Raw genomic sequence first — 24,289 nt, 5'->3', positions numbered from 1 at the left:
CTCAGCATCACAACGAAAGCCGCCTGATCATGCCCTCAGGCCATCCGGGAAATTACACCAGCTTGACGGACGTGACCTCCCAGAACGCCAGCCCCCGCGGCCGCGCCACAACTGTCGATGGGAAAAGTATCGCTGGTCGGTGCACACACGATGTTCACGATGGCACTGGTGGTCGTAATCGTCCGGGCGCGCCTGTCGAGCATCGAAGCCGCGCTGATGGAGGCTTCGGCCGACCTTTACGCCACGCCTTCCGCGACGTTCCGCCGGGTTACGCTGCCGCTAATAGCGCCGGCGATCCTGGCGGGGTTCCTGCTGGCCTTCACGTTCAGCTTCGACGACTTCATCATTGCCTTCTTCGTCGGATCGGGGCGCGGGAACCTCGGGGTAGACCTCGCGATAGGCAACGAAGAACTCGGCCGCGGTGGGGATGGCCTGGGTCTCGGCGCCGAGGATGCTGCCATATTCGTCGGGGCTGGTGTGGAACGGCATGGCGGCGAAGCCGAGATCCGCAAGCGGATGGCCGATGGTCGACAACTCCCAGTCCAGCACGGCGATGACCCGCGGCTCGGTCGGGTGGAACAGCATGTTGCCCAGGCGGAAGTCGCCATGTGCGATCGATGAGAGCTCGTCATCGGGCCGCTGCAGCGCGGCCAGCCGTTCCGACAGCGCGAGCAGCACCCTGTCATCGGCGAAGCTCTACGCCTTTAGTTGGCGCGTCCAGCGATGGATCTGTCGGGCGAAATAGTCGCCCGGACGGCCGAAGTCGGCCAGACCGATCTCGTCGGGCCGGATCCGGTGCATCCGGGCAAGGGTGCGGACCATCGACAGATAGACCGCGCGCCGCTCGGGCGGGGAGAGATCGGGCAGGCGGCAGTCCGAGAAGACCCGGCCCTCGACGAAGTCCATCAGGTAGTTGAACAGCTACATGGCAAGGTCGCCCAGCGAGATCTGGATGCTCTCGCGTTGCGACAACCGCTCGCCGAATGCGAAGCGCTCACTGCGTCGATCGCACTGACGTTCGCCGGATTGTTACCGCGCGGGCCGCAACGGGGACGATCGAAGGGTGCGTCAGTCAGCCAGCTTGGGCTATGCTTGACCCGGCAATATAGCGCTTCCATCGCCGCCATTGGCCGCTGTCTCACACCAGCCTTGCGCGGCCGCATCCTGCGGCGACACGGTCGTTGTCCGAAAACCACTTCCGCAGCGCCTCGATGGCGCTCACCGGCAATTCGGTCCGGTTGCGGTCGTAGCGCGAGGGCACCCCCTGGCGCGAGATGAAGGCGACCTTGTGGATGTCACCATCGCGCAGCGGCCGGCCGTCCAGCCCGTAGATCGCCTGGGTGCGCAGGCCTTTCGGGTTCTCGATCTTTGCGTCGATGGTCAGGCCGCGCATCCGCTTGAGATAACCGCCCCGCTGCCCGAAGGGCGCACGGCTGAACACGGCTTCGAGGCTGGCCTCGATCAGGTCGCGGATCTCGGCGCTGGTCATATCGACCGTCTCGACCGGCGGGTTCATCGGGACGATGCAGAACAGGTCGTGCTCGGTTACCGGCCCCGGGGGGATCGGTGCGCCATAGCGCCAGCCGTTGGAGAAGGCGATCTCCGTCCCTGCCGCCGCTGCGATCGCGGCAAGCAGCACATCGTCCATCGGTGCGGAGAGGGTCGTGGCACGGTGCAGCAGCTCCGCGGTGTGGCCGACAACCCGATCGCGCATCGCCGCGGTATCCGCGACGGCCTCGCTGACGAGCCGAACCATCGCCGGATCCTCCGGCAAATCATTCGTCACCGGGATCAGCCGGTGGCGGTGGCCCGTGACCCGCCCGCCTTCCACCTGCAGGTCCAGCCGCCCGACGAAGCTGCCGTGGCAGCCCGACTGAATGATCAGGGTGCCGTTGCACTCGGCGGCTTCCTGCACGCGATTATGGGTATGACCGCTGAGGATCACGTCCAGTCCGTCCACCGCCTCGGCCAGCGCGCAATCCTGTGGGAAGCCGAGGTGAGACACCACCACCACCAACCCGCAGCCCGCGTCGCGCAGGCGCGCGGCATGTTCCCGCGCCTCCTCGATGCCATCCGTGAAGCGCAGCCCGCCTGCGAATTGGGGCGGCATCTCGCCCAGGATCGTGGCGGCCAGCCCGATCACGCCGACGCGGACGCCCGCCACCTCGAAGCTCTCGGTCGGCGGAAACGGACCGGGGCGCCCCTCGCCATCGTGGCAATTGGCGGCGAGGAGCGGGAAGTCCAGACCACCCGCCAAGTCGCGCAGGTGCTCCGGCCCCCAGGCAAAGTCCCAGTGACCGGTCATGGCCGAGAGGCCCAGTGCGTTGAGAACAGGCACAAGGACGCGGCCCTTGCTCTCGACCAGTGCCGGCGTGCCATGAAAGCTGTCGCCGCAATCCATCGCCAGCACGCCGCCCGGATTTTCCTCGCGCGCGGCCTTGAAGATCGAGGCGATGCGCGCGTACCCGCCCATCCTGGCCGTCTCCGGCCCCGCGCCGGTCCAGACGATCTCGGCGTGCGGCTCGAGATAAACGTGAACGTCGTTGATCTGGAGAAGGGTCAGATTTGGCATGTGGGTCTCCCGCGTGTCCTGTGCGCCTGCGGGACGAACACCGGCGGCTCGGGGATGGTTGCCACGGCGCGGGAGTTGTGACGTTGCGCCTCAGTTCATTGTCTCGGGTCTCTGACGGTCTGGCGCTTGGCCGACGGGTTCGCTGTGGCACCCCACTGTCGGGCGGGCTCGTATCGGAGGATTCGAGAAGTGATGCTCAATGCGCCTCCAGTGCGCCGACCTCCGTCGGGCCAAATCCGCCGGCGTCGGAGGGGATCCTGAAGCAGGTCGAGGGCATTCTGCGATGGCTCCCATGTACTGACACACCGGGAGGTTCCATCACCTCAACGCTGGATGACCGCGTGCTGGAGGCCCGACGCTTAGACGGGGCTGATCCTTGCCCGCACCTTCGTGGCAATCTCGTTCAGCGTGGCCATCAGTCTGTTGCTCTGCGACAGGGTCCCGGACATCTCGGGCCCGTAGCGGGAGATGAGATATTCACGGTCCTCCGTCATCCGGACGAGGTGCCGGATGGTCAGCTTGCGCAGGATCAGGCCCCGACCGGTGACGGCTTCGGCCCGCTCAGCAAGGTCGTGGAAGCGCGCCCGCACTCTCTCGGGCGGATCGCCCGTCGCAAGAAGGAAGGCGTTCAGATACAGCTCGATGGCGTGAACTGCACAGAGCCTCGCCGGGGCATGAGAAATGCGCTGCTGTGCTCGCGCCTTTCCGAGCAGGGCCTCGGCAGCGGTATGGTATTCGGTCGCAAGCGCGAAGATCTCGGCTGGCGCTGCATTCGTGCCGGGGTAGGGTCTGGGAAGCGCGTCCATCATGGGTTCGCACAGTCCACCAGAGCCGTGAATTTTTCATTGAGACCCGGCCACTGAGCGGCCAACGCTGCGCGCAGGCCGAGACCGCTCATGCACTGCCCTGTCGTCTTTTGTCGGCCCGTGCGCTGATCGGCGTTGCTCCGCGACCGGGACTTCCTATGCTCCGGTGGTGGCGACGACAGGAGGGACGCGGTGGGCAAGCTGATTGCGGGAAAGTGGGACAGCGCATGGTACGATACCGGCGCGACGGGGGGCAAGTTCCAGCGCGACACGTCCCGGTTTCGCAACTGGATCACCGCGGATGGAGGTCCCGGACCCTCGGGCGAGGGCGGGTTCCCGGCCGCCACCGGGCGCTATCACCTCTATGTCTCGTATGCCTGCCCCTGGGCGCACCGCACGCTGATCTTCCGCACGCTGAAGGGGCTGGAGCCGCATATCGATGTCTCGGTGGTGCATCCGGACATGTTGTCCGACGGGTGGACGTTCTCGTCCGACTTCCCCGGCGCGACCGGGGATCGCCTCTACGGGCTGGACTACCTGCGGGAGATCTATATCCGCGCGGTGCCTGACGTGTCCGGCCGGGTCACCGTTCCGGTCCTGTGGGACAAGCAGCGCCACACGATTGTCAGCAACGAATCCTCGGAAATCATCCGAATGTTCAATTCGGCCTTCGACGATCTGACGGGCAACCGCGACGATTACTGGCCCTCCGATCTGCGCGGCCCGATCGAGGAGATGAACGACCGCATCTATCCGGCGATCAACAACGGTGTGTACCGCGCGGGCTTTGCTACGACGCAGGCGGCCTACGACGAGGCGGTGCGCGAGGTGTTCGCCGGGCTCGACTGGCTGGAAGATCATCTGGCCACCCACCGTTACCTGCTGGGTGCCCGGCTGACCGAGGCCGACTGGCGCCTGTTCACGAGCCTGATCCGGTTCGATCCGGTCTATCACCTGCACTTCAAGTGCAACCGCGACCGACTGATCGATTATCCGAACCTCTGGGCCTACACCCGCGAACTCTATCAATGGCTCGGCGTGGCAGAGACCGTCAGGTTCGACCATATCGTGCGCCACTATCATTACAGCCACGACACGATCAATCCGAACCGCATCATCCCCATCAATCCGGTTCTGAACTACGAGGAGCCGCACGGACGAGGGTGAGGCGGACCGGCTACGGGCGACTCGGATACCTCACCACGCGCAGCGACCGAGGCGATGGCCGCTGTGAACGGGCGCCTCCGCAGCGGTGGACCCGTCAGGGGGGCGTGCTACGAAACCGAACGTTCTCTGTAATTGTCATGTAGAGCTTCAAGACCGGCCAAGTTCCCCTCTGGCATGCCCGTTGCCCGTCGGCAGATCGGCAGGGCCAGCCGGCGGACCGCGGGAGAACCGGCATCGAAGGGAGTGTGATCCGGTGTTGCGACAGGCAACTGCCTGCCCAGAGGCGCGGTCACGGCTGAAGGACCCCTACGCGCTGGAACCCGCACACGCAGCGGTGAGGAGGCGTACGGTAGGCTGATGGTCCCGTGACTCTCGATAGCTGGCCCCGCGGGTAGATGTGTGAGTCTGCACGACTCGAATGCAGAGTAGACTCGGGAGGAGATATGACTGCAACCTAGCTGGGGAAAGCGACGCGGTGATCAAACGGCGCTATCCAAGCGCCACCAACCCCAACTGTAGTGCATGTCTGATCGAGGCCGCCACGACGTCCTCGGGGCGGCCGTCGAAGTGGAACTCGGTCGCTTGCGCGGTTCCGCCGCGGCGGAGTGTCGCGATGTAGACCAGTCCGACCGGCTTGCCCTGGTCCGGTTTCGGGCCCGCAACCCCGGTGATCGATATCGCCAAGTCCGCCCCTGTTGCCAGCTGCAGCGCTCCCTCGGCCATGGCCCGGGCGACCTCGGGGTCATACACTGTCCGGTCCCTGATCAGCGCCTCGGACACACCCAGCGCATCGGTTTTCATTTCGGGGCGATAGGCGATGATGCTGCCCTCGAGGACGGAGGAGCTGCCTCGGGCTGCGGCAATGCTGGCCCCGATCAGCCCGCCGGTGCAGGATTCCGCGGTCACGACCCTGAGATTCCGTTCCGCCAGGGTATTGGCGAGTTGCTGCGCCAATGTCGCGATCTCTCCCGAGAACGAGGTCAGCGCATGATCCTGGCGCAGCACCGCAGGTCGGAACAGCCGGCTGTCGATCAGTTCCAAAAGACCGATCCGGTCCGTCTGCGGATGGTCGAGGACGATGGGATTCATCCTCTTGAACCATGTCGTCCGCAGTCGGCGCAGAACCGCCCCGGTGGTGCGGCGCAGCACCGGATCGTCTGTCGCGCCGAGGATCTCGGGCAACTCCTCCGGTGTCAGCGAGGGATGTCGGCTCAGCGCCTCTGCCACCGCGAAGACCGTGATGTCCCATTCAAGATAACTTGCGCCTATCTGCGCCTCGTCCCCTTCGCCGATGCCGAGCCCGTCGGTCGGCTTCGCGCGCCAGGTCCGTTCCGGCACACCATAGGCGCGCGCCATCCAGGGGATCTCCCAAGACTTCAACAGCGACTGAACCGGCGCAAGGTCGCCAACATCGCCGTGCAGCGTCCAGAAGCCGGCTCCCAGTTCCGAGAAGTTGTCGGTGCTGGCCACCAGCCCACCCCAGCGATGCGCCTGATCATAGAGTGTGACCATCCGAAGGCGGGCGCGGATATTCCCGCGCCGAGTCCGCAGCGGCTCGGCGTCGGACGTACTCAACTGCTCGTCCAGGGATCCCAGTCCCGCTACCATATTCCGGTACTGCGGGGTGAGATCCAGATGCCGGTGCTCGAGACCGAGGGCCTCGCAGGCCTCCACTCCACGGTCGGTCTCGACAGGATCCTGCTCGATCGGAAGCGTATAGCCCAAGACGCGCCAGCCCGCATGCTTCAGCAGCGCTGCAGTGACGGCGCTGTCCACTCCGCCGGACATCCCTAGCACGGCAGTCGAGACACCCGTCTGCTCGCGGTACTGGACAAGCTGATCGATCAGCCGGTCCCCGACGACCTGAAGATCCCGGGGCTGCGGAAACTGCCCCGCGGCCACCTGGTCGCGCAACCGTGCCTCGAACCACGGCGAGAGGGGCCCACGCCGGCTCTGCCGCGACAGTTCGAGTATCTCATTCAGATGATGCATCGGCCACGTCCGTTCGCCAGGTTCCACATCCGACAACCAGAGCGGCAGGTCAGGGTTCCCGGCCGACCAAGCTATCGAAGGCCGCACGCACCACTTCTTTGGCCCCGTGCCAAGGCCAGCAGAGTCGACTGCGGCAGAAGGGAGGACCCTAATCGCGGCGGCAGAGAAGGTTGCGGGCGGTAATCACGCACGGACGCAAGACTCCTCGAACTAAGCGACCCGTTAGATGATCGGGGCGGACGACTTTTGCCAGTATGGGTCCAAATACCCAATAGAAGCGAACAAAGGCGCGCCCAACACGGTACTGAACAAGCACGTTATCCCTAAACTGGCGAAGTGTCACGACGTCGGGATGTAGCCTGCTGCCATAGGCAGCCGTCGCAACGAAGCACGAGCCCCCGGACGCGGTCTCTGCATCTTCTGGGTCATCCTCCGTGGGCACCTCGTCATCCAGAGCTGATACAGCATCGTCATCATCATCATGCTGATCTGCCTCGGGACCGGGCTGAGACGTCCCGAGAACCGCCTCTCCATCAACGAAAGTTGTCAAGACAGTTTCCCCGTCGACCTCTTCCTGTACGACGACTGGTTCAGAGCTACTGCCGAAATTCTGGGTCATAAAGACCACGTCTCGAGAGTCACCGCCGTCGCTTTCGATCTTCCCGCGGGAAAGGCCCACGCCGATATAATTGACGTCAGCGTCCAAGATGTTGGCCATGTGCCAAGGGCTGTCCATCAAAGCGATGTGCATGCGTGCGATTTCATCGTCACCTATGAAGTCGCTGATGGCCGTATAAGAAACGTTTTCTGTTATCGTCCACGATGCGTCCTGCATCGGAAAGCCTGCGTCCTCTGCCCGTTCGCTAGGCGAGCTGCCGTTTTCGCCAGTGTGAGAGAAAGCCCCTTGGTTTGCCATCCAGTCCGAATGACGCTGAGCAGAAGTGTTGAGATGAACTGCTGTATGGACCGGCCGAAGGCCTTCTTCCGCTCGCTCTGCATTAATCATCTCGACGATACGCAATTCTAACGGATCGGCGATCGTTATAGTCATCGATACATGCTCCAACTCTTGCTAACCTGCGCTCCGCCCTTTCCTTGGCTGCTGGGAGGCGAATTATCCTCCAGGCGCCAACGAGCGCATACAAACTGACAGCGTTTGTGCCGGACACAGGTCAGAGTTGCGAGCGTCATGTCCATAAGATTTGTGGTTCCGCTTGCCTTAACCACCTCCGGCCGTTGTCACCGGCGCAGCGGCGAATTCAACCTCCCAAACGATGGGCCTCCGATTCGGGCGGCCGCGGGAAACGAGACGAGCTCTATCTTCTTTCAACAACATGTTTCGCTATCTCTAAGGACAAGAGCCTGCAAAGGCTTGAGGTGTATTGCATATTTTCGGGATAATGGCCTGAGCGTAAACTCAATTGATGTGGCGGAGAGGGTGGGATTCGAACCCACGGAACCCTTGCAGGCTCAACGGTTTTCGAGACCGCCCCGTTCGACCACTCCGGCACCTCTCCGCGCTTGGGTGGTGAGGCTGGCGTTTAGTGCCATGGGGATTGAAGGGCAAGGGGTCATCGTCCAGACTTGCGGTCCGACCCGATGCAGTCGCACACATCGAGTTGGTCCGGATCATGGAGCCGCGGAAAGGTGACGGTCGCGCGCATGCTGAAGCGAGTTGCAGTCGTTGTCATCGCGGGGTGGCTCGCCCTCGGGGTCGCTGGACCGACAGTGTCGCAACCCGTGCCCGAGACCGCGCCGGCCCCGACCCTGGAACCCGTCACGACCGAGCGCCTGCATCCAGCGCTGCGACTGGATCGCATCGCGGAAGTGATCGCGGCCGAGGCTGCGGCGCAGGCCGCCGAAGGGGTGCCGCCCGACCGCAACCTGCTGCAGGCGGTGAGGACCGAGGTGACGCCCGGCCGCATCGAGGCGCTGACCCGTGCAGCACTGGACAGGGCGCTGGCGACGTCCCAATCCCCGGCGATCGCGCCGGCGATCCGGTTCCTCGAGACACCGCTTGGCCAGCGCTACGTGACACTGCAGCTTTCCGCGCGGCGGGCGATGGTCGACGCGTCCGGGAGGGCTGCGGCCCTTGCGGGCTTCGAGGCCGCGGCGGCGGGCGGCGATGCGCGCATCGGCCAGATCAGGCGTCTGATCGCCGCCGGTGACATGGTGGAGCCGACCGTCGCGTCGTCGATGGGGGCGTCGCTGGCCTTCATGCGCGGGCTCGTGGAGTCCGGCGCCGCAACCCTGTCCGAAAAGGAGGTGCTGGCGCTGGTCTGGGCCGAGGCGCCGGCGTTGCAGGCCGAAAATCAGGGCTGGATCAAGGCGCTCCTGTTCCTGGCGCTGGGACCGCTGTCGGATGCAGAGGTGGAGCGGCTGATCCGCGAGGCGCAAACCCCGGCATCGCGACGCCTGGATGCGCTTGTGCAGACCGCTTTTGACGCCGCGATGACGCAGATCATGCGTGATACCGGACGGGCCGTCGGGGTGGTGTCGCGTCTGCAGTCCCTTTAAGCGGCGAGCATGGATCGCATCATCGTTGCCGGACCGCTGGCGCATCCCGCCATGCGCGCAGTCCTCAATCTCTCTGCCGCCGAGCCTCTGACCCTGCGCGGTCGGCTGGCGGGCGGGCAGGGTGCCGGGATCCAGCGCGGCGCCTGGCCCCTGCTGGAGACAGGAGGGCAGCGCCTCCACGCATGCCGGGTCACCGCAGCGGCCGAGCTGATCCGCTACGCTGCGATCTTCGAGCTGGAGCCTGTCACCGTTGACGGTGAACGGGTGTTCGGGGTTGTGGATCCTGTCACATGCGGGACGTCCGAAGGGCAGAGCGCAGCCGTGAGGCAGGACACCCGCACGTCGGACGATAAGGGCTCCTCGGACACGGACTGGCCCGCCGGTTGGGACGCTGATCTGGCCGCTACCATTGCCGCCCATGTCGTGGCCCAGCCGGCCGACCGGAGTTCCGGGCAAATTGCCGCGCGGCTGCCGATGATCGCGGGGTGGTGTGCCTCGCGCCTGCGCGGGCAGGCGCGCCAGGTTCGATCGGACAATCGTCAGAACGTCCGACATCTGGCCGTGCGGGAGCCCTATGCCGGCCATTTCGCCGTCGAGGAACATCGGTTCCAGCACCGCCTGCATCGTGGCGGCTGGGCCGATCCGGTCGACCGTGGGGTGTTCGTGTCCAGCGACGCGGCCGTGGTGTTGCCGTGGGATCCGGTCCGCGATCGTGTGTTGGTCGTGGAACAGTTCCGCTCCGGCCCCGCCGCCCGCCACGATCCGGACCCGTTCATCCTGGAGCCCGTGGCCGGGCGCATCGACGCGGGTGAGACGCCCGAGGCGACGATGCTGCGCGAGGCGGTCGAGGAGGCGGGGATCACGCTCGACCGACTGGTTCCCACGCCGCACTACTATCCGACCCCGGGGATCGCGGCCGAGTTCATCTATTCGTTCGTCGGCATCGCCGATCTGCCGGACGGATGTACCGGGATCGGCGGTCTGCCCGAGGAAGGCGAGGATATCCGCGGAGTGTTGATGGAGCGGGCCGATCTGGTCCGACGCTGTCTGTCGGGCGAAATCGTCAGCGGGCCGTTGCTGATCCTGGCGCTGTGGCTGGACCGAAATGCGCAGGATCTACGTCAAGCCGATGCGCAGGCCATCGAACGGACAACTGCATAGGCTCCGGGACACCGCACGGTGGTCCGATGGGTTGTGGCCGCGCCGCGCCCGCGGTTACATCCACCCCGACCAGTTCCGCGAAAGGCCCGTTCATGCGCATCTGCCCCGACCTTGCCGCCGCTGTTGGTGACACGCCGCTGATCCGCCTGCGCAGCGCATCCGAACGGACCGGATGCGACATCTATGGCAAGGCCGAGTTCATGAACCCGGGCCAGTCCGTCAAGGACCGTGCGGCGCTCTACATCATCCGCGATGCGGTGGCCCGCGGGGAACTGGCCCCCGGCGGCGTGATCGTCGAGGGCACGGCCGGGAATACCGGCATCGGGTTGGCGCTGGTGGGCAACTCGATGGGGTTCCGATCGGTCATCGTGATTCCCGAAACCCAGAGCCAGGAAAAAAAGGACATGCTGCGCCTGACCGGTGCGGAACTGGTTGAGGTTCCTGCTGCACCCTACCGGAATCCCAACAATTATGTCCGCTATTCCGGTCGCCTTGCCGAGGCGCTGGCGCGCAGCGAGCCCGGCGGTGCCGTCTGGGCCAACCAGTTCGACAACACCGCGAACCGGCAGGCCCATCTGGAAGGCACCGGCCGCGAGTTGTGGGAGCAGACCGACGGCAAGCTGGACGGCTTCATCTGCGCCGTCGGATCAGGCGGCACATTGGCGGGGGTCGCGATGGCGCTGCAGCCCAAGGGTGTGCGCATCGGTCTGGCCGACCCCGAGGGTTCGGCGCTGCACAGCTTCTACACCGAGGGCACGCTGGCGGCGAGCGGTGACTCGATCACGGAGGGGATCGGCCAAGGGCGGATCACCGCCAATCTGGAGGGTTTCACCCCCGATTTCAGCTGCCGTGTGCCGGATGCCGAGGCGCTGCCGATCATGTTCGACCTGCTGGAACACGAAGGTCTGTGCCTGGGCGGATCCTCGGGCATCAACGTCGCAGGCGCGATCCGCATGGCCCAGGAGATGGGTCCCGGCCACACGATCGTCACCGTGCTGTGCGATTACGGTACGCGCTATCATACCAAGCTGTGGAATCCCGCGTTCCTGCGTGGCAAGGGGCTGCCGGTTCCGGGCTGGATGGCCCATGATGCCGCTGTGCTTCCGGACGTGTTTGAAGGCTGACCCCGTGCATCTCCGCCTGATCCGGACGGCGGTCCTCGCCTGTCTGATGCTGTGTCTCGTATTCGCCGCCGCGCCGCAGTCCTGGCGTGGCGATGCCCTGTGGCTCGTCGGTGGTGCGGCTCATGCACAGGATGCCACGACGCAGGGGCAGGCGGCGCCCGATTACGCGGCGTGGGACCGGCAGGCGTCGCAGATCGAGGCCGTCGTCGCCGAAGGCGAGGCATCGAACGAGGAGCTGAATGCCCTTCGGCAGCAGGCGGTTGCGTTTCGCGAGGAGTTCCTTGCCGCCCAGAACGTGAACGCGGGCCGCATCAACACCGTCAGGGACCAGATCGCGGCGCTCGGTCCGGCACCGGCCGAGGGTGAGACAGAGGCAGAGGATGTGGCCGCGCGCCGCAGGGAACTGAACGCGACCCTGTCGGAGGTTCAGGCGCCGGGCCTGCAGGCTGTCGAGGCCGCCAGCCGGGCTTCCGGTATCATCCAATCCATCGACAAACTGCAACGCGACCGACAGGCAACGGCATTGCTGCGTCTGTCGCCTTCGCCGCTGCTGCCCAGCAGTTGGCGTGCAGCCGCAACCGACGGGGTGGCCCTAGTCCGCGGGGTCAGCAACGAAGTCTCGGGTCGGTTTACGGAAAGCACCGCCGACGACTGGCGCGACCGGATTCCCGGCGTACTGGGTTACCTGATCGTCGCCACCGTGTTGCTGACCTATGGGTGGCGCTGGATCGGCGCCCTGCCTGCCCGGCTGTCGGCGCGGATGCCCGATCATTCACGCGGCGCGGCGGTGTTCGTGGCGTCGCTGGGGCAGATCGTCGTTCCGGCGGCGGGCGTGTATCTGGTGGCCCTCGCGATCGATCGCACCGGGCTGGTGGGTGACTGGGGCAGGCCGTTCCTGCTGGCCTTGCCATCGGCCGGTTTGGCCCTGTTCGCCGGCAGGTGGCTGGCCCGCATGTTCTTTCCCGCGCGCCTGCCGGTGCCGATGCCGGTGCCCGATCGTCAGCGGCAGAACGCGCGGCTCTATGCCAATCTGCTCGCGGCGCTCGTCGCACTGCAGATGATCCTGAACCGCGCCGTCCTGCCGCTGTCCGGTCTACACCCGCCGGGACCCGAAGGCACGATCGTCCCAATGGAGTTTTCCGAGGCTGGGGCCGCGGTTTGGCACCTGCCGCTGATCGGGACGGGCGCGCTGCTGCTGTTCCGGCTGGCGCTGATCCTGCGGAACATGGTCCGCTACGACGACAGCGATCAGCCGAACTATTCGACCAAGCTGACGACCCTCGTCGGGCAGGTGGCCCGGCCACTGTCGGTGATCGTCGTATTGCTGGCGCTGGTCGGCTATGTGAGCCTCGCCAACGGGATCCTGTGGCCGGCGATCCGTACGCTCGCGCTGCTCGGGACGGTGATCCTGCTGCAGGATTTTATTGCCGACCTCTACGGCCTAGTGCTTCGGGATCGGGGCAAGGTACGGCAGGCGCTCGCCCCGGTGCTGATCGGCTTTGCCTTGGTACTCGCCTCATTGCCGGTGTTCGCGCTGATCTGGGGCGCGCGCCCGTCCGATCTGCTGGAATGGTGGGCGCGGCTGCGCCAAGGGGTTTCGCTGGGGGGCGTCCGGCTGTCACCCAGTGCCGTGGTCACGTTCCTCGTGATCTTTGCCGTGGGCTACACGGTCACGCGGGTCGTGCAGGGGGCGTTCCGGAACTCGATCCTGCCCAAGACACGTATCGACGCCGGTGGCCAGAACGCCATCGTTTCCGGGCTTGGCTATGTCGGGGTGATGCTGGCCACGGTCCTCGCCATCACCTCGGCCGGGATCGATCTGTCGAACTTGGCGATCGTTGCCGGTGCCCTGTCGGTCGGCATCGGCTTCGGCCTGCAGAACATCGTGTCCAACTTCGTCAGCGGAATCATCCTGCTGATCGAACGTCCGATCGCCATCGGCGACTGGATCCGCGTGGGCAACGCCGAAGGCTTCGTCAAGCGCATCTCTGTCCGCTCAACCCAGATCCAGACCTTCGACCGGACGGACGTGATCGTTCCCAACTCGGACCTGATCTCGCAGCCGGTGATCAACTGGACGCGCGGCAGCCTGCAGGGGCGGATCATTGTGCCAGTCAGCGTCGCCTACGGCACCGACAGCCGCCGGGTGACCGACATCCTGATGGAGATCGCCGAGGATCAGCCGATCGTGCTGATCGACCCCCCGCCCGCGATCATGTTCACGGGGTTCGGTGCCGACGGGCTGGACTTCGAGATCCGGGCCATCCTGTCCGACATCAACCAGGGGCTGGGGGTTGCGACAGAGATCAGGCACCAGATCGCGGAGCGGTTCGCACAGGAAGGGATCGAGATCCCCTACGCCCATCGGGTGATCACGATCAGCAATGTCGACGAACTCGCGAAGCTGACCAGCCACTCAGGGCCCCGCCGCGCGGAACGCACCGTGAATTCAGGCGCAGATCGCAGCAGCGTCCCTGAGGCACAGGACGACGCACTGGATCCCCGCATCGCGCGCAGCAGCGCCAGCGGAATGGAGGGAACCGGCCAGTCCGACGGGGACGGCGACGGTGACGGAGGGATCAGTTAAGCGCCGCCGGGTAAGCGCGCGGGATGATCGTATGGAGCAGGAGAATCCGGCGGCGGCTCGGCCGCACCCGCCGGATCAACGGGCAGTTCCGGATCAGACGTCGTCGTCCGGCCTCGTTGCTGGAGCATCCGGATCCGGGCCGCCACCGTCCAGAACCTCGACCACACCGCCGGTCTCGGCGACCCTGGCGACCGAGACGACGACCTCGTCCGGGCCGGTGTTGAACACCCGCACGCCGCCCGCCGTCCGTGATCGGAAGCTGATGCCGTCGACCGGAACCCGGATCGACTGTCCCGTCGAGGTGGCCAGCATGATCTGGTCGTCGGTCTGCACCGGAAAGCTCGCGACCAGGGCGCCGCCGCGCATCGCTCGATCCATCGCCATCACGCCCTGACCGCCGCGACCCCGCACCGGATAATCATGGGACGAACTGATCTTGCCCGCGCCACGCTCAGTCACGGTCAGGATCAGATCCTCGGCGGCCGACATCTCGGCATAGCGGTCGGCGGTGATCGCCGCATCCGCGACGGCGTCTTCGTCGTCGTCAGCCTCGGCTCCGTCGTCCAGCGCCCCGGCAACCGCCCGGCGCATCTTCAGATAGCCGGCCCGTTCCGCGGGATCGGCCTCAAAATGCCGGATCACCGACATGGACACCACCCGGTCGCCCGGGGCCAGCCGCACGCCGCGCACCCCGGTGGAATCCCGACCCTTGAAGATCCGGACATTCGTCGAGCGGAACCGGATCGCGCGCCCCAGCGCGGTCATCAGCATGATGTCGTCGTCCGCACCTGCGATGCGCACGTCGACCAGGCTGACGCCTTCGGGCAGACGCATGGCGATCTTGCCGTTCGATTTCACGTTGGTGAAATCGGACAATGCGTTGCGGCGCACCCCGCCTTCCGAAGTGGCGAACACCACCTGCAGGTCGTCCCACTCCGTCTCGGGGACGTTCACCGGCATCAGCGCCGCAATACTGACGCCCGGCGTGATCGGCAGGATGTTCACCATCGCCTTGCCCTTGGCCGTCCGCCCGCCCAGCGGCAGCCGCCAGGTCTTCATGCGATAGACCATCCCGTCCGTCGTGAAGAACAGCAGCTCGGTGTGGGTGTTGGCGACGAACAGGGTCGTGACCACGTCGTCTTCCTTGGTCGCCATGGACGACAGGCCCTTGCCGCCCCGCCGCTGGCTGCGGAACTCGACCAGCGGCGTACGCTTGATGTAGCCGCCCGAGGTGATCGTGACGACCATGTCCTCGCGCTCGATCAGGTCCTCGTCGTCCATGTCGCCGGACCATTCCGTGATCTCGGTGCGGCGCGGGACAGCGAACAGGTCCGTCACCTCGCGCAGTTCGTCCGAGATGATCCGCATGATCCGCTCGCGCGACGCGAGGATGGCCAGATAGTCGCGGATCGCGTCGGCGAGCGACTTCAGTTCCTCGGTGACTTCCTGCACGCCCATCGCCGTCAGGCGCTGCAGACGCAATTCCAAAATGGCGCGGGCCTGCGCCTCGGACAGGTTGTAGGTGCCGTCATCGTTGACCGGATGCTGCGGGTCGTCGATCAGCCGCAGATACTCCAGAATGTCGGCCGCGGGCCAGCGGCGTTCCATCAGCCGCTCGCGCGCTTCCGCGGGATCGGCGCTGGCGCGGATGGTGGCCACGACTTCGTCCACATTGGTGACCGCCACGGCGAGCCCGCACAGGATGTGGCTGCGTTCGCGGGCGCGGCGCAGTTCGAACGCCGTGCGACGAGCCACCACCTCTTCGCGGAAGGTGATGAAGTGGGCCAGGAAATCGCGGAGCGTCAGCTGTTCGGGCCGACCGCCATTCAGGGCCAGCATGTTCGCGCCGAAGCTTGTCTGCATCGGGGTAAAGCGGAACAGCTGGTTCAGCACCACGTCCGGCGTCGCGTCGCGGCGCAGTTCGATGACCAGCCGCACGCCGTTACGATCGGATTCGTCCTGGACGTGGCTGATCCCCTCGATCTTCTTTTCCTTGGCGAGCTCGGCGATGCGCTCGACCAGCGAGGCCTTGTTGACCTGGTACGGCACGTCGTCCAGCACGATGGCCTGCCGGTTGCCGCGCACATCCTCGATCCGGGTGCGGGCCCGCACGATGACCGATCCCCGCCCCTCCAAGTACGCCTTGCGCGCGCCGGAACGGCCAAGAATGATCCCGCCGGTCGGAAAATCCGGGCCGGGCACCAGTTCAAGCAGCCGTTCCGTGGCCAGATCAGGGTCCTCGATCAGCGCCAGCGTGGCGTCGATCACCTCGCCCAGATTGTGGGGCGGGATGTTGGTCGCCATGCCGACGGCAATGCCGCCGGCACCGTTGACCAGCATGTTGGGGAAGCGCGCCGGCAGGACGGTCGGCTCGCGATCCTTGCCGTCGTAGTTGTCCTGGAAATCGACGGTTTCCTTGTCGATGTCGGCCAGCAGCCAGTTCGCCGCCTTGGCCATCCGGACCTCGGTATAGCGCATGGCAGCCGCGCTGTCGCCGTCCATCGAGCCGAAGTTGCCTTGGCCATCCAGCAGCGGCAGCGACATCGAGAAATCCTGCGCCATCCGCACCAGCGCGTCATAGATCGCACTGTCGCCGTGCGGGTGGTATTTCCCCATGACGTCGCCAACCGGACGCGCCGACTTGCGATAGGGCTTGTCGAAGGTGTTGCCGGTTTCGTTCATCGCGAACAGGATGCGGCGGTGAACCGGCTTCAGCCCGTCGCGCAGGTCGGGGATGGCGCGGCTGACGATCACCGACATCGCGTAGTCGAGATAGGACGATTTCATCTCGGCCGCGATGTCGATCACGGGGCCGTCGTGGGGCATCACGCCATGGCCGTCCGGGGTCGGGTCCGGCGTGTCGTCATCGAAATCGTCGGGGGTATCAGCCACGCGCCTGCGCCTCTATATCTTGTTGAAGAAGCATCTAACACCCACCGGGACTGGGTTCAATGCAGGTGCGGCGGGGATCAGCCTTACGCCGGGTCGCGGCCGGCCAGACGGCTCAGCGATATCGCCCACAGGACGGACAGACCCGCCGACGCAAGCGCGTTCCACCCGGCCATGGACAGTCCCAGGACGACAAGGGCCGGTTGGTCACAGCGGACCACCGGGGCCGCATTCAGGCGCGTCATCAGATCGGTCGTGGACAAGGCCGTCAGATCGCCCAGGCTGCCGGTGCAGGCGCTGGGTCCGGCCCACCAACCCCACTCGACCCCTGCGTGGTACCCGGCAATCAGCATGGCTGCCAGAGCGGACAGCAACCCCAGCACCAGAAGCCAGCGTCGAGGACCAATCGCCAGAACGCCCAGCCCGAATGCCGCCGCGGCCACATGCGGCCAGCGCTGCAGGATGCAAAGCTCGCACGGAACGTAGCCTGCCGCCTGAAACACAAGCGCCGCTGCCAGCAGCAGCGCCGACGCCAGCCCCGCTGCGACGGGGGCCCGTCTTGCGTCGAGACGGTGGATGACCGGAACGGCCGGCATCACTCGGCTCCTTTCCACGTGATCACACGGTAGAGATAGAAACCGACCACGGCGGCAACGACCAGCTTGGACACGGGGTCGATGACGTCGGCGACGCGGGCATACTGGGCCTCGAGCAACAGACCGGCGGCGGCCAGCAACAGCGTCCACAGAAAGCTGCCGGCCACGGTATAGACCAGGAAACGTATCGGAGGCATGCACGCGATCCCGGCCGGCACCGAGATGAGCGTGCGTATTGCCGGGATCATCCGGCCGATGAAGACCGCCGCACCGCCGCGCCGGTCGAACCAGTCCTGGGCCTGGTCGATGTCGCTGGGCGAGACAGTCATCCACCGCCCGTGGCGCCCGGCCCAGCGCTTCAGCCGCGCGGCCCCGACGGCCCGGCCGAGCCAGAACCACAGCAGCGCCCCCACCACGGAGCCTGTGGTGCCGGCCAGCACCGTCGGAACCAGGGACAAGGTGCCATTGCCGGCCAGGTAGCCTGCCAGCGGCATGATCACCTCGGACGGGATCGGCGGAAATACATTCTCGGCGAGCATCAGGAAGAAGATGCCCGGATAGCCCCATGCCTCGATCACGGACAGCACCCAGTCGAACATGAGACATTCCCTTTGCCGCGACCGCCCCGGCGGCGCCCGGCCTTGGATCGACTGCCTTGCGGGGCGCGTCAACCCCGCCTAACCATGGGATTACGGCGGCTTGTCCGCACAACGACATCGTCTGAGGAGTGAGCCGTATGGAATGGCGCGGGCGTCGCGGAAGCCGCAATGTCGAGGACCGTCGCAGCATGGGGGTCGGCGGTGCCGGCGGGCTGGGGATCGTCGGCACGCTGGTGGTGCTGGCAGTGGGGTATTTCTTCGGCGTCGACATCTCGCCGATCGTGGGCGGCGGCGGAACCGGCATGGCACCAGCCACGCAGGAACGGCAACTGACCGAGGAAGAGCGCGCGGCCGGTGAGTTCGTGTCCGTGGTCCTGGCCGACACCGAGGAGATCTGGGCCGACGTCCTGATGGACCAGGCCGACCTGCAGTATCGCGACCCGACGTTGGTGCTGTTTTCCGGGGCCGTGCAATCCGCCTGTGGCGGGGCATCTGCGGCCATGGGGCCGTTCTATTGTCCGGGTGACCAGAAGATCTATCTCGACACCAATTTCTTCGACACTATGGAACAGAAGATGGGCGCGCGCGGCGACTTCGCGGCAGCCTATGTCGTCGCCCACGAGGTCGGCCACCACGTCCAGAACCTCTTCGGGATCCTCGGCCGCGTGAACGAGTTACGCGGCCGCGTCGCAGAGGCAGATTCGAACCGTCTTTCCGTCCTCACCGAGTTGCAGGCGGATTGCTTCGCCGGGATCTGGGCCCGCCACGCTGGCCAGCGCTTTGGCAGCATCGAACCGGGCGACGTCGACGAGGCGATCAATGCGGCGCGCGCGGTTGGCGACGACATGCTGATGAAGAATGCCGGCCGCACGCCCATGCCCGACAGTTTCACCCACGGATCGGCCGCGGACCGCAGCGCCTGGCTGCAGCGAGGCATGCAGACGGGCGAATTGTCGCAGTGCAACACGTTCAAGGAAGCCGGACTGTAGAACGTCGGGCCAAGGCCAGACCCGCAGGCACGCGCGTTCAGGTCTGCCAGAGGTCAGCGCGGCAGGATGCGACCCGGACCCCGGTCCATCGTTGCCCATTCGGGCCACCAGCCCAGCCACTCGATCGTGACAATCACCAGTGCAATCAGAACCAGTCCGATGACCATCCTCACCTGGGGCGGAGACGGCGGATTGCGGACCCAACGGCCGCGCGCATCAGCCAGATCATGTTGTAAGGCCTTTCGTCGTCCTGCTACACCCGGGTCCGACGCACAGCGGACCGATCATTTGCCTCAGCATACCGACAGCCAGACCGTCCCATACACCGCGCAGCAGATGTATGATCTGGTCGCCGACGTGGAACGTTATCCCGAATTCCTGCCATGGAACAGCGCTGTGCGGGTCAGGTCGCGTGCGCCGCTGCCAGACGGTCCGGCCGGCGCCGAACTGCTGGCCGTCGACCTGGTCATCAGCTTCAAGGTGTTTCGGGAAAGGTTCGGCAGCCGGGTCGAACTGTACCCCGACGAGAAACGGATCAACACGGAATACCTGGATGGCCCGTTCAGCCACATGCGCAGCGGCTGGAATTTCCAGGACCAGCCCGGCGGCGGGTCGAAGGTCGAGTTCTTCGTCGATTTCGAGTTCCGCAACGCCATCCTGCGGCGGGTGATCGGCGCCGTTTTCACCGAGGCCATGCACCGGATCGTCCGGGCATTCCAGGACCGGGCGCGGAAGCTGTACGGCTGACCCGGGGCCACGAAGCGCCGACAGACACATGCGTCCGGCGTGTTCCGGTCATCTGCACGGCAGCGAACGACGGGCGACGCCGTCGTGTCGTTGACGGGCGCCGACCCTTTTTCCTATCATCCCATCGGTGATGCTCAACTGATCACCGTGACGACAGACACGGGAGGGAGCGATCACTCATGCGAAAAGGAGCCCCAGCATGAAGCCCGTCGCCATTGCCGTCCTGCTGTCCAGTCTCCTCGTCCTGACTGCGTGCGGCGAGGCAGAAGTGACCAACTACCCGATGTCGGGTGAACCCTGCTCACCGGATGATCCTGTCCAGACCATGGAAGCGAGCGACTGCGTGCCGCCGGTCTGAAGGCTGCCAGCAGTTATCACGGTAGGGTAACTGAAGAGGCTCTGAAGTTGACAGGCATCTGTCTGCTGACAGGATATTTCATGATGGTGCCACCCGCGCGATTCGGCGCGTCTGACGGGTTGTGTGCTGTGTCTGCCCCGTTTGTACAGTGGAAGCAAAGAGCTTCCGAACCGGACGTCAGTCCAGCCCCTCTGATGCGCGCTCCTGACCCTGCTGGCGCTCGGCGCTGCGATCCGAATTCGGGTCACAGCTGCGGCGGTCCCCGGGGCCCAAGGTCAAACGGTGTCGAGATACAGCTCCACCGTTTCCTCGTCGGACAGTTCCGCCATGTAGCGCAGTTCCTGGCGTTTCGTCATGACGAGGTTGTCGATCAGATGGACCGGAAAGATGCGCTTGATCTCGGCTGAGGCGGCGAAGCAGTCGATCGCCTCGCCCCAGCTTGCCGGCAACTGCGCAAGGCCCTGCGTGTAGGCATTGCCGGTGATCGGGGCCGGGCAGGGGGCGCGATCCTCGATCCCGTTCAGGGCCGCCCCGAGGATCGCCGCGATGGTCAGATAGGGGTTCACGTCGCCACCGGGGGTGCGATGCTCGATCCGGCGGGCCGCGGGTGCGGACGCGGGGATGCGGATGGCAGAGGTCCGGTTCTCGTAGGCCCAGCCGATTCCGGTCGGCGCGTGCGCGTTTGGCACCAGCCGGTCATAGGAATTTTCATGCGGCGCGAACAGCAGCGTCGACCCCGGCATTGCCGCCAGGCAGCCGGCGACCGCGTGGCGCAGTATGTCGGAGCCCGCGTCGGTTCCGTCGTCGAAGATGTTGGCGCCCTCGCGGTCCAGGACCGAGAAATGCACGTGCATGCCGTTGCCGTTGAACAGTTCGTACGGCTTGGCCATGAACGAGCCCGCGAAGCCGTATTGCCGCGCAAGGCCCTTGACCAGCAGCTTGAACAGCCAAGCGTCGTCAGCCGCCTTGAGCAGGTCGGGCTGGTGCACCAGGTTGATCTCGAACTGCCCCGGCGCGGCCTCGGAAATGGCGGTATCCGCGGGAATGTCCATCGCCTCGCACGCGTCATAGAGATCGGTGAAGAACTTGTCGAAGGCGTCCAGGGCCCGCAGCGACAGGGTTTCGGCCCCGGTCCGGCGCTTGCCCGACCGCGGGCTTGGCGGCACCTGCAGGTGCTTTCCGGAATCATCGATCAGGAAGAACTCGAGTTCGGTGGCGACGACGGGGGTGAGGCCCGCTTTCGCGTAGCGCTCGGCGACACGGGCCAGCGCCTGGCGCGGGTCCCCGTCATAGGGACGACCGTCAGGGTGGAACATCCATAGCGGCAGCAGACCGGTGGGGGCATTCAGCCAGGGCATCGGCATGAACCCGCGCTCGGTCGGCATCAGCACGCCATCCGGGTCGCCCGACTTGAAGACCAGGGGGCTGTCCTCGATGTCCTCGCCCCAGATGTCCATGTTCAGAACCGAATAGGGAAACTTGGTGCCCTCGGTCAGCAGCTTGCCGGCGAAACGCGCCGGGACGCGCTTGCCCCGTGCGACGCCGTTCAGGTCGGCCGCCGCGACCCGGATCGTTCGTACCTCGGGGTGGTCCCGCAGCCAGTCCATGTCTCACCTGATCACGTTCGGCCGGTAGCGCAGCCGCTGCGCCGCCCCCGGCAGGTGCCGGTTGAGCCGCCGGTTGATGACCCCGAAGAACCCAATCAGGGCAAGGGTCAGGATGATGAAGTAACCCGCGACGATCGGGTACGCGACGAAGGGGTTGAAGGTCCTGTCCGCGATGAAGCTGGCATAATAGAGCGCGTCGCCCTGCTGGCGGAAGGCCGGAAACCCTGAAAAGAACACCAGCGTCGTCGCGTGAAACAGAAAGATCGCCTCGTTCGTGTAGGCCGGCCATGCAAGGCGCAACGTCGTTGGCCAGACGATCCGGCGAAACCGGGTCCAGCCCGCCAAGCCGTAGGCGTCGGCCGCCTCCAGATCACCGCGGGGGACGTTGCGCAGCGCGCCGTGGAAGATCTCCGCCGAATAGGCGGTGGTGTTCAGGATCAGCACGATCAGGGCGCCGGCCCAGGCCTTGGTCAGCCAGCTGGTGGAGACCGTCACCCCCAGCAGTTCGATTCCGCCCCGCGGCAGCAGGACGAACGCCTGGTAGGCGATGAAGAACTGGATGAACAGCGGGCTGCCCCGAAACACGAAGACGAAGGCCTCGGCCGGGCGGCGCAGCAGCGGGTTGCGGCTGGCCTTGGCCACCGCCAGACCTGTTGCCAAGACAAAGCCGATAGCAAGTGCGAGGACGGCGAAATACACGTTCCAGATCAGCCCCGATCCGATCAGCGTCATCTGCCGGCACAGGGTAAGGTCCGTGCGGGGCAGGGTCAGCGTGCCAATCCCGATCGACCGCAGCCCGAAATCAGCAATTTCCTGCAGACATTCGTTCACGGCGCCACCTGGTAGCGCAGCGCCTCGCCGGCGGCGGTCGCCTGGCCGCGCGAAAACCGGGTCGTCAGGCGGTCGAACACCCGTTGCGACAGCCAGGTGAGGGCCAGGTAGAATGCGAGAATTGCGAGGAAATACCACAGTCGCCAGTCCGGATGCGGGTAAGCGTAGGTCGAGATCTTGGATCCGCCCAGTTCACGCGCCCAGTAGACGATGTCCTCGACGCCCAGCAGAAACAGCAGCGGCGTCGCCTTGATCAGGATCATCCACAGATTCGACAGGCCCGGCAGCGCAAAGGTCCACATCTGCGGGATCAGGATGCGTCGGGCGATCTGCCGGTCGGTCATGCCATAGGCTTCGGCGGTTTCCAGTTGGGCGCGTGGCACCGCCGTCATCGCACCGTGAAGGACATTGGCGGCAAAGGCGCCGAACACGACGGCGAACGCCGCGACGGCGAGCGAGAGGCCATAGGCCTGATGAACCCACTGCGGCGCGGTGGCCAGCGGCAGCTTGGCGGCGGCGCAGACCACGAATTCATTGCCCTGGCGCACCGGCACCGAAGGGTCGCAGAAGACGCGGCTGCGCAGCCATTCCAGCCCCTGGTCCATGGCGATCGGCACGAACAGAAAGAACACGATGTCCGACACGCCGCGAACCATCGCCGTATAGATGCGGCCGAACCAGCGTAGCGGCGTGATCCGCGACCGGGCTGCCAGCGCGCCCCCGAATCCGAAGAGCAGCGCCAGCGGCGCGGTCACAACCAGCAACAGGATGACCGTCCCGAACGAGGCGTAGAACAGCAGATGCTTGCCCGATGTGAGATAGCACATCAGCCAGGCAAGCCCGTTCAGGGCGGCAGGATCGCTACAGCTCGCAAACATCGGATCGGGCGCGGGGCCGCGCCGCACGCGGCACGACCCCGCGGCAAAGTGGGATCAGTTCGATGCCGGGGCGGGGGCGTCGGCCGCCGCAGTGCTGCCGGCACTCGTCGCGTTCGCGGCAAAGGTCTTGGCGTCTGGGCCGAACCACTTGACGATCATCTCGTTCAGCGAACCGTCCGCGATCATGTCCCCGATCGCCTCATCGAAACGCGCCTTCAACTCGGTGTCCGACTTGCGCAGGCCGATCCCCAGACCCTCTCCCAGCGGCACGTCCTCGTGACCCTCGACCCAGACCAGTTCACCGTTCGAATCCTCGACGAAGGGGGCAAGGAAGTCGCGGTCGGCAAACACCGCCTCGGCCTCGCCGTTGCGGACCGCATCGATCGTTTCCTCGCCGGTCGCGAATTCCAGCAGTTGCGCGCCGCTGTCGGCCACGTGCGAGGCCTGGATGGTGCCGGTCTGCGCCGCGACCACCCCGTCGATCGGGGCGTCGGGGGTCAGGGCCATGTAGGCGGACGGCGGCGGCGGGGTGTAGGGGACCGAGAACTCGATCGCCTCCCGCCGCTCGTCCGAGATGTTCATCCCCGCGATGATCGTGTCGTAGTTCGACGAGACGAGGTTCGGAATGATCGAATCCCAGTCGTTCTTGACCCAGGTGCAGTCCGCCTCGATCCGCTTGCAGAGTTCGTTGCCCAGCTCGATTTCGAATCCGTCCAGATCGCCCTTGTCGTTGACGAAGTTGTAGGGGGGATAGGCCCCTTCGGTGCCCATGCGGATCGTGTCGGCAAGTCCGGCGCCAGCGGCCAGCACCAGCGCCGTGGCAAGAACTATGGATTTCATGGCAGTCTCCCGTTGTTCGATTGGTCTTG

Annotated in this window: 19 protein-coding genes, 1 tRNA gene and 2 pseudogenes; 9 read left to right on the top strand and 13 right to left on the bottom strand. The window is 65.7% G+C overall.

All coding sequences use genetic code 11. The features are described 5' to 3' along the window. Positions 1 to 117: 117 nt before the first annotated feature. A pseudogene (locus tag Q0938_RS06455) lies at positions 118 to 336 on the top strand (ABC transporter permease subunit); the annotation flags it as partial. On the opposite strand, the pseudogene Q0938_RS06450 reads toward Q0938_RS06455, so the two are convergent. The 3 genes and pseudogenes from Q0938_RS06450 to Q0938_RS06440 all read right to left on the bottom strand — a co-directional run bounded on the left by Q0938_RS06450 (position 280) and on the right by Q0938_RS06440 (position 3,381). Next, positions 280 to 906 (bottom strand): annotated as a pseudogene (locus tag Q0938_RS06450) (phosphotransferase family protein). The pseudogenes Q0938_RS06455 and Q0938_RS06450 sit on opposite strands and share 57 nt — an antisense overlap. A 232-nt stretch (positions 907 to 1,138) precedes the next feature. Then, positions 1,139 to 2,572 (bottom strand): 5'-nucleotidase C-terminal domain-containing protein, encoded by a 1,434-nt coding sequence (locus Q0938_RS06445; RefSeq protein ID WP_299360344.1) that lies wholly within the window; start codon positions 2,570 to 2,572, stop codon positions 1,139 to 1,141. 359 nt (positions 2,573 to 2,931) lie between these two features. Then, on the bottom strand, positions 2,932 to 3,381 hold the full coding sequence (locus tag Q0938_RS06440; RefSeq protein WP_299360343.1) for a hypothetical protein: 450 nt from the start codon (positions 3,379 to 3,381) through the stop codon (positions 2,932 to 2,934). A 189-nt stretch (positions 3,382 to 3,570) separates the two neighbouring features. Here Q0938_RS06440 and Q0938_RS06435 point away from each other — a divergent pair, with 189 nt between their 5' ends. Continuing rightward, positions 3,571 to 4,545 (top strand): glutathione S-transferase family protein, encoded by a 975-nt coding sequence (locus tag Q0938_RS06435; RefSeq protein WP_299360342.1) that lies wholly within the window; start codon positions 3,571 to 3,573, stop codon positions 4,543 to 4,545. 489 nt (positions 4,546 to 5,034) lie between these two features. Here Q0938_RS06435 and nadE read toward each other — a convergent pair whose 3' ends face one another. From nadE to Q0938_RS06420, 3 genes are all read right to left on the bottom strand, one after another. Next, on the bottom strand, positions 5,035 to 6,537 hold the full coding sequence (gene nadE, locus Q0938_RS06430; RefSeq protein WP_299360341.1) for an NAD(+) synthase: 1,503 nt from the start codon (positions 6,535 to 6,537) through the stop codon (positions 5,035 to 5,037). A 148-nt stretch (positions 6,538 to 6,685) separates the two neighbouring features. Further along, positions 6,686 to 7,603, bottom strand: coding sequence for a CFI-box-CTERM domain-containing protein (locus Q0938_RS06425; protein WP_299360340.1), 918 nt, complete (start codon positions 7,601 to 7,603; stop codon positions 6,686 to 6,688). Positions 7,604 to 7,964: 361 nt separating this feature from the next. Next, positions 7,965 to 8,054 (bottom strand) — tRNA-Ser (locus tag Q0938_RS06420). Between the two features lie 145 nt (positions 8,055 to 8,199). On the opposite strand from Q0938_RS06420, the gene Q0938_RS06415 reads away from it, so the two are divergent. From Q0938_RS06415 to Q0938_RS06400, 4 genes are all read left to right on the top strand, one after another. Next, the gene (locus Q0938_RS06415; protein WP_299360339.1) at positions 8,200 to 9,054 is read left to right on the top strand and encodes a DUF2059 domain-containing protein; all 855 of its coding nucleotides are present in this window, start codon (positions 8,200 to 8,202) and stop codon (positions 9,052 to 9,054) included. Between the two features lie 9 nt (positions 9,055 to 9,063). Continuing rightward, positions 9,064 to 10,215: an NUDIX domain-containing protein gene (locus Q0938_RS06410; RefSeq protein WP_299360338.1), complete on the top strand. Its 1,152-nt coding sequence runs from the start codon at positions 9,064 to 9,066 to the stop codon at positions 10,213 to 10,215. Positions 10,216 to 10,307: 92 nt separating this feature from the next. Next, on the top strand, positions 10,308 to 11,339 hold the full coding sequence (locus Q0938_RS06405) for a cysteine synthase A (protein ID WP_299360337.1): 1,032 nt from the start codon (positions 10,308 to 10,310) through the stop codon (positions 11,337 to 11,339). A 4-nt stretch (positions 11,340 to 11,343) separates the two neighbouring features. After that, entirely contained in the window at positions 11,344 to 13,926 is a 2,583-nt protein-coding gene (locus tag Q0938_RS06400) for a DUF3772 domain-containing protein (protein ID WP_299360336.1), read from the top strand. Positions 13,927 to 14,019: 93 nt separating this feature from the next. Here the strand turns inward: Q0938_RS06400 and gyrA are convergent, their stop codons facing one another. From gyrA to Q0938_RS06385, 3 genes are all read right to left on the bottom strand, one after another. Further along, positions 14,020 to 16,752: a DNA gyrase subunit A gene (gene gyrA, locus Q0938_RS06395; protein ID WP_299360368.1), complete on the bottom strand. Its 2,733-nt coding sequence runs from the start codon at positions 16,750 to 16,752 to the stop codon at positions 14,020 to 14,022. A gap of 149 nt (positions 16,753 to 16,901) precedes the next feature. Beyond that, a complete protein-coding gene (locus Q0938_RS06390; RefSeq protein ID WP_299360334.1) occupies positions 16,902 to 17,411 on the bottom strand; it encodes a disulfide bond formation protein B in 510 nt (169 codons plus the stop codon). After that, a complete protein-coding gene (locus tag Q0938_RS06385; RefSeq protein ID WP_299360333.1) occupies positions 17,411 to 18,010 on the bottom strand; it encodes a DedA family protein in 600 nt (199 codons plus the stop codon). The genes Q0938_RS06390 and Q0938_RS06385 overlap by 1 nt, the downstream gene beginning before the upstream one ends. Positions 18,011 to 18,147: 137 nt before the next feature. Between Q0938_RS06385 and Q0938_RS06380 the strand changes: the two genes are divergently transcribed. The 3 genes from Q0938_RS06380 (at position 18,148) to Q0938_RS06370 (ending at position 20,104) form a co-directional block, all read left to right on the top strand. Then, the gene (locus Q0938_RS06380) at positions 18,148 to 18,999 is read left to right on the top strand and encodes a neutral zinc metallopeptidase (protein WP_299360332.1); all 852 of its coding nucleotides are present in this window, start codon (positions 18,148 to 18,150) and stop codon (positions 18,997 to 18,999) included. Positions 19,000 to 19,287: 288 nt separating this feature from the next. Next, positions 19,288 to 19,746, top strand: coding sequence for a type II toxin-antitoxin system RatA family toxin (locus Q0938_RS06375; protein ID WP_299360331.1), 459 nt, complete (start codon positions 19,288 to 19,290; stop codon positions 19,744 to 19,746). A 199-nt stretch (positions 19,747 to 19,945) separates the two neighbouring features. Then, positions 19,946 to 20,104: a hypothetical protein gene (locus tag Q0938_RS06370; RefSeq protein WP_299360330.1), complete on the top strand. Its 159-nt coding sequence runs from the start codon at positions 19,946 to 19,948 to the stop codon at positions 20,102 to 20,104. A 275-nt stretch (positions 20,105 to 20,379) separates the two neighbouring features. Here Q0938_RS06370 and Q0938_RS06365 read toward each other — a convergent pair whose 3' ends face one another. From Q0938_RS06365 to Q0938_RS06350, 4 genes are read right to left on the bottom strand one after another with little or no spacing between them, the layout of a single operon-like run. After that, positions 20,380 to 21,711, bottom strand: coding sequence for a glutamine synthetase family protein (locus Q0938_RS06365; protein ID WP_299360328.1), 1,332 nt, complete (start codon positions 21,709 to 21,711; stop codon positions 20,380 to 20,382). A gap of 3 nt (positions 21,712 to 21,714) precedes the next feature. Next, entirely contained in the window at positions 21,715 to 22,542 is an 828-nt protein-coding gene (locus tag Q0938_RS06360) for an ABC transporter permease subunit (protein WP_299360327.1), read from the bottom strand. After that, positions 22,539 to 23,420: an ABC transporter permease gene (locus tag Q0938_RS06355; protein WP_299360326.1), complete on the bottom strand. Its 882-nt coding sequence runs from the start codon at positions 23,418 to 23,420 to the stop codon at positions 22,539 to 22,541. The genes Q0938_RS06360 and Q0938_RS06355 overlap by 4 nt, the downstream gene beginning before the upstream one ends. 54 nt (positions 23,421 to 23,474) lie before the next feature. Further along, entirely contained in the window at positions 23,475 to 24,260 is a 786-nt protein-coding gene (locus tag Q0938_RS06350) for a transporter substrate-binding domain-containing protein (RefSeq protein WP_299360325.1), read from the bottom strand. Positions 24,261 to 24,289 lie beyond the last annotated feature (29 nt).

The sequence above is a fragment of the uncultured Paracoccus sp. genome, assembly GCF_947496875.1.
In the GTDB taxonomy this organism is placed as follows: domain Bacteria; phylum Pseudomonadota; class Alphaproteobacteria; order Rhodobacterales; family Rhodobacteraceae; genus Paracoccus.
This window is presented reverse-complemented; position numbering and strand designations above follow the sequence as displayed.